Here is a 12,355-nt window from a genome sequence, read left to right as displayed (position 1 = left end):
GAATAAAGTTCATTGTTCTTTTTTGATAGTGCAAATATTTCACTTTATTTTAAAATACACAAGCTTTTTATATAAAAATAAAAAACCACCTATTTTAGGTGGTTTTTTATTTTTATATAATTAAAGCTAGATTACGCTTTAAATACAATTTTACGCATACGTAAGCTTTCTGGAGTAACTTCCAAGTACTCATCTGCCTTAATGTATTCCATATTTTCTTCTAAAGAAAAATCGATTTTTGGAGCAATTTTCATAGCATCATCTGTACCAGATTTACGCATGTTTGTTAATTGTTTTCCTTTAATTAAGTTTACAGCCATATCATCAGATTTACTGTTTTCCCCAATTACTTGTCCAATATAAATTTCTTGGTTAACATCAATAAAGAATTTACCTCTATCTTGTAAACGGTTTAATGCATATGCTGTAGCTTTACCTGTTGCTGCAGAAATAATTGCTCCTTTTACTTCTTCAGTAAAGTCTCCTTTATAAGGTCCGTACTCACTAAATCTATGGTTAATAATTGCTTGACCAGCTGTTGCTGTTAAAATTTTATTTCTTAATCCTATTAATCCACGAGAAGGTATTGTAAATTCTAAGTGTTGTAAATCTCCTTTAGGCTCCATAATCATTAAATCTCCTTTACGTAAAGAAACTAAGTTTACAGCTTTAGAAGCAACATCTTCTGGTACATCGATAGACAATGTTTCCATTGGCTCATGTTTCTTACCATCAATCATTTTAATAATTACTTGTGGTCTTCCCACTTGTAATTCATATCCTTCACGACGCATTGTTTCTATCAATACAGATAAGTGTAATACACCACGACCAAATACGTTAAACTTGTCTTCAGAATCTGTAGTTTCAACTTTTAAAGCTAAATTCTTTTCTAATTCTTTAAACAGACGATCACGAATGTGACGAGATGTTACAAATTTACCTTCTTTACCAAAGAAAGGAGAATTGTTAATAGTAAACAACATACTCATTGTAGGTTGGTCAATTTCTGTTCTTGGTAATGCTTCTGGGTTTTCTAAATCAGCAATCGTATCACCAATTTCAAATCCGTCAATACCTGTAATAGCACAAATATCTCCACAAGGAACTTTATCTACTTGAACTTTCCCCATTCCTTCGAATACGTGTAGTTCTTTAATTCTTACTTTTTTAGTTGTACCGTCAGCTTTACATAACATGTAATCTTTACCAGCTTCTAAATCTCCTCTAAAAACACGTCCAATAGCAATTCTTCCTGTAAAAGAAGAAAAATCTAAAGAAGTAATTTGCATTTGTGGAGTTCCTTCGTTGTATTTAGTTTCTGGAATAGATTCTAATACAGCATCTAGTAAAGGTACGATATTATCAGTTTCGTTTTTCCAGTCAGTACTCATCCAGTTATTCTTTGCAGAACCGTAGATGGTAGTAAAATCTAACTGCTCTTCAGTAGCTTCTAAAGCAAACATTAAGTCAAAAACTTTTTCGTGAACGATATCAGGAGTACAGTTTTCTTTATCTACTTTGTTAACAACTACGATAGGTGTTAATCCTAATTCTAAAGCTTTACCTAATACAAAACGAGTTTGTGGCATTGGCCCTTCAAATGCATCAACTAATAATAAAACACCATCAGCCATTTTTAATACACGTTCTACTTCACCTCCGAAATCGGCGTGACCTGGTGTATCAATTACATTGATTTTTGTGTTTTTATAGTTTACTGATACGTTTTTAGAAAGAATTGTAATTCCTCTTTCACGCTCTAAATCGTTATTATCTAACAATAAATCAGTACGTTCTTTACGATCGTCTAAAACTTTTGCTTGATCTATAATCTTATCTACCAAGGTAGTCTTACCGTGATCAACGTGTGCTATAATAGCGATATTTCTAATTGGTTGCATTCTTGCTCGTTTTTTAAAGCTGCAAAAGTAGTGTATTAAAAATGAATACTATATAAATGTTGTAGAATTATTTTTTTTCGATTATATCTTCACCATCTACTCTAAAAGCACTTGGTAAAATATCCGGAATTAATTTTATTAATAAAGGCAACAGTAATGCGCCTCCAGGAAGCATAAACACAGTAAAAGCAGGTATTGCTTTACAAATATCTATTGTTTGCTCTTTTACCTTTGCTTTTTCTTCGTCTGTTAAGTTTGTGGTAATCGATTTTTTAATCAAAAAAACCAATTCTTTGCTTTCTTGAAGCTCTTGTGCTAATCGCTTTTTATTTATTTGAATAGCTTCCTTTATTTCGTCTACAGTATTCATTATAACTTACGACGTTTTCTTTCTGTTTTTAACAAGTTAAGTTCTCTTGACGTTTGTCCTGCTACCGATGTATTTTCTTCTGCTCTACGAATTAAGTAAGGCATAACATCTCTTACAGGCCCAAAAGGAACATATTTAGCTACATTGTATCCTTCTGCTGCTAAATTAAAGCTAATATGATCGCTCATACCGTATAATTGACCAAACCACATACGATTATCGTTTACAGCGATGTTGTATTCTTTAGATAAATCCATCAATAAACAAGAGCTTTCTTCATTATGAGTTCCTGCAAAAATAGCCATATTTTTATGCGCCATCATAAAGCGAACTGCCTCGTTATAATTAATATCTGTGGCTTGTTTATCGGCACATATCGGTGAATCGTACCCCTTCTCTTCTGCCCTAACTCTTTCTTTTTCCATGTAGGCACCACGAACTACTTTCATACCAATGTGGTACCCTTTTTGATGCGCTTTTTGATACAGAATACGTAAATAATCCATACGATCATGACGGTACATTTGTAATGTATTAAAAACAATTGCCTTGTCTTTATTATACGTTTCCATTAATTCCTCAATTAAATCGTCTGCAGCATCTTGCATCCAACTTTCTTCGGCATCTATTAATAACGGAACATCTTTTTCTACGGCTAATTTACAAACAGTATGAAAACGTTCTAAAACTCTAATCCATTCAGATTTCTCATCTACGGTTAATGCTTTTTTTTCTGATAACTTTTGATATAAAGCAAAGCGCCCAAAACCAGTTGGCTTAAAAACAGCATAAGGTATTGATTTTTTTTCTTCAGAAAACTGTATAATCTTTACAATTTTATTAAGTGCATCATCAAAACTTTCTTCTTCTTCTTTTCCTTCAACAGAATAATCTAATACACTATGAACATTGCCTTTTTCAAACATTTTATCAATTACCGGTAAACAATCATCTTCTGTTACACCTCCACAAAAATGATCGAAAACAGTAGAGCGAATTAACCCCTCAACAGGCAAGTGCGCTTTTAACGCAAAATTAGTTACTGCTGTACCAATGCGAACCATTGGTTGATTTTGTATCATTTTAAATAAAAAATAGGCTCTTTCTAACTCTGAGTCAGATTTTAATTTAAAAGCAGTTTCTGTATTATTAAAAAGTTTCATTACTGAAGTCTTAAAGTATTTTATTTGTAAAGACAAATATAAATTACCTGTATGATATATTTTAAATTTTTCTATTTATTTTCGCTGTAAATTAAAGATTAAAATGACTTCTATTAAAGCAGCAACATACCCTATTCATTTTAATGAAAAAGCGTATACTGAATTGGCGAATTTAATTCGCATTAATAATTACTCTTCTATTTTTTTATTAGTTGATGATAACACGCTTACTCATTGCTATCCTCGCTTTATGCCTTTACTAGAAACCGATAAAACTATTGAAGTAATTCAAATTGATGCTGGCGAAGTTCATAAAAATATTGAAACCTGTGTTGGTGTTTGGAATGTGATGACCGAACTTGGTGCAGACCGAAAAAGCTTACTAATTACTTTGGGTGGTGGCGTTATTACCGATTTAGGTGGTTTTGTTGCTTCTACTTTTAAAAGAGGAATTGATTTCATTAACATTCCAACCACATTATTAAGCATGGTTGATGCTTCTGTTGGTGGTAAAACTGGAGTTGATTTAGGTGTTTTAAAAAATCAGATTGGCTTATTTGCAAATCCTAAAATGGTTTTATTAGATCCTGAATATTTACATACACTTTCTGCTCGTGAAATTAGGTCGGGAACTGCCGAAATTATTAAATACGGAATGACACACGATATTCGTTTGTTTAATGAAATTAAAGATAATGCCGAATTAAACATTGTAGATTTAATACACCGCTCTATAGAAATTAAAAACGAAGTTGTTTTAGAAGATCCTACAGAGCAAAATATTCGTAAGGTTTTAAATTGGGGGCACACCATTGGCCACGGAATAGAATCTTACTTTTTAGACACTCCTAATAAAGAAAATTTAACGCATGGTGAAGCCATAGCTATTGGTATGGTTTGTGAAACATATATTTCTTCTAAAATATTAAATTTCCCTTCGGATAAACTTAAAGAGGTTAAAAAAGCAATTCATGTTATTTATGGTAAAATTGAAATTAAAGAAGAAGACTTCTCTTCTATTACAGGATTAATGAAACATGACAAGAAAAATGTTGGAGGAGAAATTAACTTTGTGCTCTTAAAAAACTATGGTGACTTTCAAATAAACTGTAAAGTTCCCAATAAATTAATAATTGAAAGTTTAGAATACTATAACTCATAATAAAACAAAAAAGCGCAACTTAAGTTGCGCTTTTTTGTTTTATTTAGTTACTGTTATTGGTATACTGTCTTGAGACCCATATAATTTAATTTCTGTAATATCTGCTGGCATATTTAAGCCATTTTTAGTAATTACTCTTTTAACATTTTTAATTACATCACTTTTAACCTCTAATGCTGCTCGTTTATACTCTTTGGTTTTTGTCCAAAAAATAATCTTTAAATTAACAGTACTCACCCCTAAACTATCTAATGTAACAAAACACTGGTGTTCATCTGTGTTAATTACACCTTCAGTATTCACAACCGAATATATAATTACTTTTTTTGCTAAATCAACATCATCTTCATAATCAATACCTACGGTAAAATCTAATCGATAATAACCATCTTCTGTATAATTATAAACTGCCTTTTTAATAATATCACTATTCGGAATGTAAACATCTCTACCATCAAAAGTTTTAAGTTTTGTAAACCTAAATTCCATCATTTTTACTTTTCCGAATATATCACCAATCATTACCGTATCATTTACATCAAACGGTCGGTTAAAAGATAAAATTACTCCCGATATAAAATTTTCACCAATATCTTTAAAGGCAAAACCAATTATTACAGCACCTGCACCTGCAGCCGTTAGTAAACCTGTTGCTATGCCTCCTAAACCTGCTGCTCTTAAAGCTAACATTATCGTTAAGATTACCAACCCTGCTTTAACTGTTTTTGTTAAAAAATTAGTCATTAAAGGGTCTTTAGTTCTTACAGAAATTGTTTTTCTGAAAATCTTAGCTATAGCGTTTGCAATTAAAAAACCTATTGTTATTATAAGTATTCCTATAAAAATATTGGGAACTTGTTGTATAAATTCATTCCAATATACTTGAATAGCATTTTTTAATTTTATCATAATTTACTTTAATTATTGGTTTATTTTTTAATAATTTATATTCTTATAGATAAATGTTTTATGATAAAACAATATCTTCTTTTAACTGTTCTACAGTACTCTTAGTCCATGCATTTAACATCCAACTAGTTTTTTCTAAAGAAGCAATATAACCACCCATTAAATCAATCGTACCTTCATCTTCTGCTTCTTCTGCTCTTTTTATAATTAAAGACATTTGCTCTAGTAAAACCTTATGATCGTCTAATAAGATATAAACCATATCTGTATCGGTTTGAAACGGACTTTCTTCTGAGATTGCTGCAATTTTTAAATACCTACTATATCTACTAATAGGATGGTATTGTAATGTTAAGATGCGTTCGGCAATTTCATCTATCTTAATTCTAGCATCGCCATACATTTCTTCAAATTTATTATGAAGTTCAAAGAAATTTTTCCCCACTATATTCCAATGAAAGTTTCTTAATTTTTGATAGTAAATATGATAATCTGCTAATAATTGATTTAATTCTTTTGCTACTGGTAAAACATTTTCATTCTGCATATTTAAATAACTCATATTGTTTTATTTTTAGATTAATATTTTTTTCTCCTACAAAAGTAAGTAGTTAAGCTACCGCCTGTTTGCTCATTTAATATCGATGCTTGCTCATATCATTTTCTCAAATTTTTAAGCATAAAAAAAGGATGAGTAAAACTCATCCTTTTCGAGATTTTCGTATTGAAATACAATACGGGGAGACCTCATTATTTTAATAAAATTAACTTTTAAATAAAAAAGAGGTTCTATTTCTTATATTACATTTTAAACGTCTCGAAAATTGCATATTCTAATTTATTTGACTTTTTGTTTTTATATTCTATTATAAAATCGCCGTGCTTATTAAAATATCCTACTCCGTTAAAATCATTTCCTTCAACAATATAAAAGTTATTATTTATTGATTTTAATGCTTTCGCTGATGTAATATCTTTATCATCTAATTTATAAGTAATTAATAAATCATTTTGATTGATTAAAAAATCATATTTAACATCTTTATGTTTAAAGTATATAACTTTTGTTTTCGTATCATAAAGCGGATCTTTATCATTATCAACCATTATTGTTTTAGATACCGTAACAGGGCTATCTACCGTTTTTTGATTTAATTTATTTTTCTGATTTGGATCAAACTTTGTTTTTTGCGATTTTTCAGTAACAACCTTTACCTTAGTATCGTATTTAACACCGTCTTTATCTACTTTTTGTGATTTTTCTACTTTTGTTGTTTTTACAACTTCTGTTTGAGAGTTTACTGTTGCAATTACTCCTACTAACAATAAACCTATGAATAAATTTTTCATTTTTAATATATTTTAAAAATTACAAATGCTTTTTTGCTTAGCGCGCACTTTTTAACACCTTATTTCTTTTCTTTTTCTTAATAACAACTTTCAATTATTTTCTTTTCCTACTTCAAAGATATTGGTAATAATCAATTATACTTTGCTCGTTTAGAGCCATTATTTGCTCATATCATAAAAATTATTATTTCGAAAAAAGGCAAAAAAAAATAAACATGCAGACCATGTTTATTCTTAAATAGTATATTTTATTTCTTATAATCTTTTTCTTCCGGTAATAAGAGAAATAACAAAAAGGATAATAAAAATAAAGAAGGCAATTTTAGCAAAACTTGTTGCTGCACCAGCAATTCCACTAAATCCTAAAAATCCTGCAATTAATGCTATAATAATAAATGTGATTGTCCAACGTAACATATTTTTTTGTTTTATAGTTAATAATAATGAGTACAACTATTGTACACTACAAAATTACCTATAAGCTTAAATAACGCTTTACTCATTTAATTTGATTGTTGACTCATTTAAAAACATCTTCAAAAATTGAAATGAGCTAAGAACTGTTTCTATTGAAGTAAGAATACTCTACTCTTATATTTAAATTTGTTCATGTAAAATATTAACCAAGAAACGTGTGGGCATATTAAATATCTTTTTTTTAGAAAAGTAAATCACCTTTTACTAAATAATAGCCTTGTGTTTCTTTTAGAAGAATCTAAACACAACAATAATGAATTACAAACTATCTAACATAGCTACAAAAGAACGGATAAAGGACTTTACTAAATTACCTTTTAAATACCCTTACTTATATAAGCCTAAGCGAAAAATAAACGGACTTAAAGAACAAACTGTTAGTCTTATTACGACAGAGAACCCAACTATAATTACCCAAGGTATTTGGGGATTATTACCTCAAAATTACACCGAAAACTGGAGTAAATTTCAAAACATTAAAAATACACTGCACACAGATAAGTTAGAGATCAAAAAAAATATATTATTTAAAGAAGCATTATTAACTAGAAGGTGCTTGTTAATCGTTACAGGTTTTTATACCCATAAAGTCATAGATAATACCATTAAAAATTATTTGGTAGAGAAAAACAATCAAGAACCTTTTTATTTAGCTGGCATATACAATGTAACAAACGATGGTTTTATAACCTGCTCTGTTATAAACACAAAAAGCACTGAAGAATTAAACTCATTTAATAATATTTACGAAGTTATGCCTTTACAAATACCTAAAATATTTAAAAGTATGTGGCTTAGTTCTGAAACAGATATTGATGAAATTGATTATTTAATTGACAATCCTTATGATACTAAACTAAATGTTCAAATAATAGCATCTTAACTATCTATTTTTTAAAAACTTGTTAACTTATTTTTATTTGACTTTCTTGTTTGTTTTTTAAAAACTCGCTAGGGCTAATTCCATATTTTCTTTTAAAAATTTTAGAAAAATAACTTCTACTAGAAAAACCTATTGAATATACTATTTGCGAAATATTATTATCGGTATTGTTAATTAAGTCACGTGCTTCTTCTAAACGAACATGCCTTACATACTCTGTTACAGTTCTTGAAAAAAGTAATTTAAACCCTTCTTGAAGCTTAGCTTGTGGCAAACCTATTTCATTAGCTAAATCTTCTACATTATAATCTTCAGCTACATTTTTAAGTATTTTTTGACCAACTTTTCTTACTAAACTAATTTCTTTTTTTGTTAAAGAAGTACTCGGTTTCTTATCCCTTTTTTCATCTTTATTATGCTGTTGCATATGTTCTGATAAAATTTGATATACGATCCCTTCTTTTATCAAAATGCGTATCATTCCTTTTTGTTTAATCCCATTATACTGCTTAATAAGATTAGCCATTTTTAAATTATAAGTACCAAAATAAGCAAAAACCTTTTCGTGTTGTTTATCATAAAAAACTTCATATAATTTCTTATTCAATACCGAAGCATCATTTAATCGCTTCTTGATAAACATTACTCTATTAATTTGAATTAAATGCATTTGTATTTTTACATTCTTTTCAAAATATTTATAATTGTAACCTCCGTCTTTACTTGTTATAATAACCGATTGATATTGTTCTAGTTTTCTTTTTTTATTTTCTAGTTCAAACCTATGATAGCTATGACCTTCTGTGGTATATGTAAAATGAATCGGATTAAATTCAGAGGCATCTATAGCTATTGTAATATCATCTAAAAAAACAATGTCATATTGTAGTACACTCCCTCCCCATTCAAAATTTAAAAAAGTAATTTTTCCTTTTGCAAACTCATTATCAACATCTAAAACATATTCTCCCCATCTTTCAGTAATATTTCCTCCAATTACTGCTTGTAACTGCTTAACTGCACCAGCAGTATTAGTAGCAGTAATTTTTATAGTCTTCATTTGTTTTTTGGCATAAAGTTACAGCTATTTCTTCTTTAAATGTTAAAATATTTTAAAAGAGTGTTTTTTTGGTATGAGCAAACATCAAAAACATATGAGCTAAGCTCACTTGTAATGATGGTGTAATTTTGCCTTGTAACAATAAAAAACATAAACAAATGAAAATTTTAAAAATAGTATTACTAAGTTCTTTCTTCTTTTTAGCTTTAAACGCTAGTGCTCAACAAATTTCAAAAAATGCCATTGGTGTAAGAGTTGGTGATAATGACGGGTTTGGAGGAGAACTTTCTTATCAACACTATTTAAAAGAAAATAACAGATTAGAATTTGATTTAGGTTTTAGAAACTCAAAAAATGTTGACGCCTTTAAACTTGTAGGTTTATACCAATGGGTAAACAAACTAGATGGTAACTTTAATTGGTTTATAGGTGCCGGTGCTGGTATTGGTTCATACGACACTCCTGGTGATGATGGTTTTTTCGCATTAATAGCAGGTGATTTAGGTATAGAATATAATTTTGATATTCCTTTAATTATGTCTTTAGATATTAGGCCTGAACTTGGTTTAAACAATGAATATAGTGATGATTTAGATTTAGATATTGCTTTAGGTATTAGATACCAGTTCTAATCAGAAGAAACTTTAATCAACTAACCTTAAAATAAAAACATTATGGATAAGATCATCAAAACATTATTAGTTATATCTGGATTGATACTAACGGCATACGGTGTGTATAAAGTTATAGCACCTGAAGCAACAGTAGATATTGGTATTGCAGAATTTAACTCTCAAGACAATAAGAAGGCTTATATTTCTTTAGCTGTTGGTATAGCTATACTAGTCATTTCTGGTTTTGTAAAAAAGAAATAAGTAAAAACTGCAACACATGGTGTTGCTTTTTTTTTGTTATTTTATGGAGCAACTTTTGTAAATATCCTCATAAATAGGTAATATTTTTTCTAAGGAAAATAACTTAATATGTTCTTTAGCATTTTCTTTAAACTTATTTAAAACTACATCATCTTTTAGTATTTTAATAGCATTTTTAGCCATATCATCCACATCACCTAAATTACTTAAATACCCGGTTTCACCATGAATATTTACTTCTGGTAAACCTCCGCAATTGGTTGAAATAACTGCTGTGCCGGCTGCCATAGCTTCTAACGCTGCTAAACCAAAACTTTCTGTTTCTGATGGTAATAAAAAAACATCCGAATAACACAGTATTTTAGCAACTTCATTAGAGTTACCCATAAATAATACTTTATCTTCAATGTGTAGTTTTTTTGCTAATTTCTCAGCTTTTAAACGCTCAGGGCCATCTCCTACCATTAATAATTTTGAGGGTACTTCTTTTTGAATTTCATTAAAAATTTTAATCACATCATTGGTACGTTTCACTGGGCGAAAATTACTAACATGCGTTATTATTTTTTCTTCTGGTGTAGCTAAAGCAATCCTTTTACATTCATCTTGATGCGCTTTATCATATTTATCGCCATCAATAAAGTTATAAACTACTTTAATATCTTTCTCGATATTAAACAAACGTAAAGTATCTTCTTTTAAACTCTTAGAAACAGTGGTTACTTCATCTGATTTATTTATACTAAACTCCACAGCTGTTTTATAAGTTGGGTGACTACCCACTAAAGTAATATCTGTACCATGTAATGTGGTTACTACTTTTATGGATATACCTTTGTCTTCTAGCATTTTTTTAGCCATATACGCTGCATAAGCATGCGGAATAGCATAGTGTACATGTAAAACTTCTAGTTGATGTTTTTCAACTACTTCTACCATTTTACTAGACAATGCTAATTCATATGGCTGATATTGAAATAGTGGATATTCTTCTAAAACTACTTCGTGAAAATGTAAACGGTGCGAGAAAAAATCTAATCGAACAGGTTGATTATAAGTTATAAAATGTACTTCGTGTCCTTTATCTGCAAGTGCCATACCTAACTCTGTTGCCACTACTCCACTTCCTCCAAATGTAGGATAACATACAATTCCTATTCTCATATTTATGTTTAATTATTACAGCAAGATTACTGACGTAAATTTACGGTATTACTTACGCTTATTTGTGAATAAAAACATAAAAAAAACGTCATTACGAACGAAGTGAAGTAATCTTATAACTTAAGATTGCTTTCATACTTCCTCGCAATGACGTTTATAATATAAACTCTGAGTTTATTTTTTTAATAGTCTCCTAGTGTTTCTGGGTTTTGAGCCAATGAAGAAGCTAATTGCTCATCATTTGGTGCCTTACCATGCCAAGCATGTGTGTTCATCATAAAATCGATACCGTTACCCATTTCGGTGTATAATAACACACAAACTGGTTTTCCTTTACCTGTACGAGATTTTGCATCTGCCATTCCACTTAAAATAGCTTCCACGTTATTTCCCTCTCTTACTTCTAATACATCCCAACCAAAAGCTTCAAACTTTGCTTTTAAGCTTCCCATTGCTAGTACTTGATCTGTTGTACCGTCAATTTGTTTTTCATTTACATCAATAGTTGAAATTATATTATCAACTTTTTTTCCTGATGCATACATTGCTGCTTCCCAGTTCTGACCTTCTTGTAATTCACCATCACCATGCAATGTGTATACAATTTTATCATCTCCGTTTAACTTCTTTGCTTGCGCAGCACCAATAGCCACACTCATACCTTGTCCTAATGATCCTGATGCTATACGAATACCTGGTAGGTTTTCGTGTGTTGTTGGATGCCCTTGTAAACGAGAATCTAATTTTCTAAATGTTGCTAACTCTGCAACAGGAAAAAAACCACTATGTGCTAAAACACTATAATAAACTGGCGATATATGTCCGTTTGATAAAAAAAATAAATCTTCGTTATTTCCGTCCATTTTAAAATCAGTAGAATAATCCATGATTTCTTGGTATAAACAGGTTATAAACTCTGCACATCCTAAAGATCCTCCCGGATGCCCTGAATTTACTGCATGTACCATTCTTACGATATCTCTACGAACTTGTTGTGTAAAATCTTGAAGCTGTTGTGTTGTTGGCATTGTTGTTTTG

General features: G+C 29.8%; 14 protein-coding genes. 4 read left to right on the top strand and 10 right to left on the bottom strand.

All coding sequences use genetic code 11. The features are described from left to right. Window positions 1-131: 131 nt before the first annotated feature. The 3 genes from typA to H0I30_RS00300 all read right to left on the bottom strand — a co-directional run bounded on the left by typA (window position 132) and on the right by H0I30_RS00300 (window position 3,437). Entirely contained in the window at window positions 132-1,904 is a 1,773-nt protein-coding gene (typA, locus tag H0I30_RS00310; RefSeq protein ID WP_218772323.1) for a translational GTPase TypA, read from the bottom strand. Between the two features lie 67 nt (window positions 1,905-1,971). Beyond that, complete coding sequence (locus H0I30_RS00305) at window positions 1,972-2,274, bottom strand: LETM1 domain-containing protein (protein ID WP_218772322.1); 303 nt, start codon at window positions 2,272-2,274, stop codon at window positions 1,972-1,974. After that, window positions 2,274-3,437, bottom strand: coding sequence for a proline dehydrogenase family protein (locus H0I30_RS00300; RefSeq protein ID WP_218772321.1), 1,164 nt, complete (start codon window positions 3,435-3,437; stop codon window positions 2,274-2,276). The genes H0I30_RS00305 and H0I30_RS00300 overlap by 1 nt, the downstream gene beginning before the upstream one ends. Before the next feature lie 103 nt (window positions 3,438-3,540). On the opposite strand from H0I30_RS00300, the gene aroB reads away from it, so the two are divergent. Then, window positions 3,541-4,599 carry a 3-dehydroquinate synthase gene (gene aroB, locus H0I30_RS00295; protein ID WP_218772320.1) on the top strand — a complete coding sequence of 353 codons (1,059 nt, stop codon included), beginning with the start codon at window positions 3,541-3,543 and terminating at the stop codon, window positions 4,597-4,599. Between the two features lie 39 nt (window positions 4,600-4,638). Here aroB and H0I30_RS00290 read toward each other — a convergent pair whose 3' ends face one another. The 4 genes from H0I30_RS00290 to H0I30_RS00275 all read right to left on the bottom strand — a co-directional run bounded on the left by H0I30_RS00290 (window position 4,639) and on the right by H0I30_RS00275 (window position 7,275). Beyond that, entirely contained in the window at window positions 4,639-5,508 is an 870-nt protein-coding gene (locus H0I30_RS00290; RefSeq protein ID WP_218772319.1) for a mechanosensitive ion channel family protein, read from the bottom strand. A gap of 58 nt (window positions 5,509-5,566) precedes the next feature. Beyond that, the gene (locus H0I30_RS00285; protein ID WP_218772318.1) at window positions 5,567-6,070 is read right to left on the bottom strand and encodes a Dps family protein; all 504 of its coding nucleotides are present in this window, start codon (window positions 6,068-6,070) and stop codon (window positions 5,567-5,569) included. A 239-nt stretch (window positions 6,071-6,309) separates the two neighbouring features. Beyond that, a complete protein-coding gene (locus tag H0I30_RS00280; RefSeq protein ID WP_218772317.1) occupies window positions 6,310-6,858 on the bottom strand; it encodes a hypothetical protein in 549 nt (182 codons plus the stop codon). 255 nt (window positions 6,859-7,113) lie between these two features. Beyond that, complete coding sequence (locus tag H0I30_RS00275; protein ID WP_218772316.1) at window positions 7,114-7,275, bottom strand: DUF1328 domain-containing protein; 162 nt, start codon at window positions 7,273-7,275, stop codon at window positions 7,114-7,116. A 313-nt stretch (window positions 7,276-7,588) separates the two neighbouring features. On the opposite strand from H0I30_RS00275, the gene H0I30_RS00270 reads away from it, so the two are divergent. Continuing rightward, the gene (locus H0I30_RS00270) at window positions 7,589-8,218 is read left to right on the top strand and encodes an SOS response-associated peptidase family protein (RefSeq protein ID WP_218772315.1); all 630 of its coding nucleotides are present in this window, start codon (window positions 7,589-7,591) and stop codon (window positions 8,216-8,218) included. A gap of 22 nt (window positions 8,219-8,240) precedes the next feature. On the opposite strand, the gene H0I30_RS00265 is transcribed toward H0I30_RS00270, so the two are convergent. Then, window positions 8,241-9,278, bottom strand: coding sequence for an AraC family transcriptional regulator (locus H0I30_RS00265; protein WP_218772314.1), 1,038 nt, complete (start codon window positions 9,276-9,278; stop codon window positions 8,241-8,243). A 158-nt stretch (window positions 9,279-9,436) separates the two neighbouring features. On the opposite strand from H0I30_RS00265, the gene H0I30_RS00260 reads away from it, so the two are divergent. Beyond that, on the top strand, window positions 9,437-9,910 hold the full coding sequence (locus H0I30_RS00260; RefSeq protein ID WP_218772313.1) for a hypothetical protein: 474 nt from the start codon (window positions 9,437-9,439) through the stop codon (window positions 9,908-9,910). A 42-nt stretch (window positions 9,911-9,952) separates the two neighbouring features. Beyond that, a complete protein-coding gene (locus tag H0I30_RS00255; RefSeq protein WP_218772312.1) occupies window positions 9,953-10,153 on the top strand; it encodes a hypothetical protein in 201 nt (66 codons plus the stop codon). A 36-nt stretch (window positions 10,154-10,189) separates the two neighbouring features. Here the strand turns inward: H0I30_RS00255 and bshA are convergent, their stop codons facing one another. Further along, on the bottom strand, window positions 10,190-11,317 hold the full coding sequence (bshA, locus tag H0I30_RS00250; protein WP_218772311.1) for an N-acetyl-alpha-D-glucosaminyl L-malate synthase BshA: 1,128 nt from the start codon (window positions 11,315-11,317) through the stop codon (window positions 10,190-10,192). A 182-nt stretch (window positions 11,318-11,499) separates the two neighbouring features. After that, window positions 11,500-12,345, bottom strand: a complete 846-nt coding sequence (locus tag H0I30_RS00245) for a transketolase (protein ID WP_218772310.1) — start codon at window positions 12,343-12,345, stop codon at window positions 11,500-11,502. Window positions 12,346-12,355: the final 10 nt, after the last annotated feature.

The organism is Tenacibaculum sp. AHE14PA (genome assembly GCF_019278465.1).
Classification (GTDB): domain Bacteria; phylum Bacteroidota; class Bacteroidia; order Flavobacteriales; family Flavobacteriaceae; genus Polaribacter; species Polaribacter bernardetii.
This window is presented reverse-complemented; position numbering and strand designations above follow the sequence as displayed.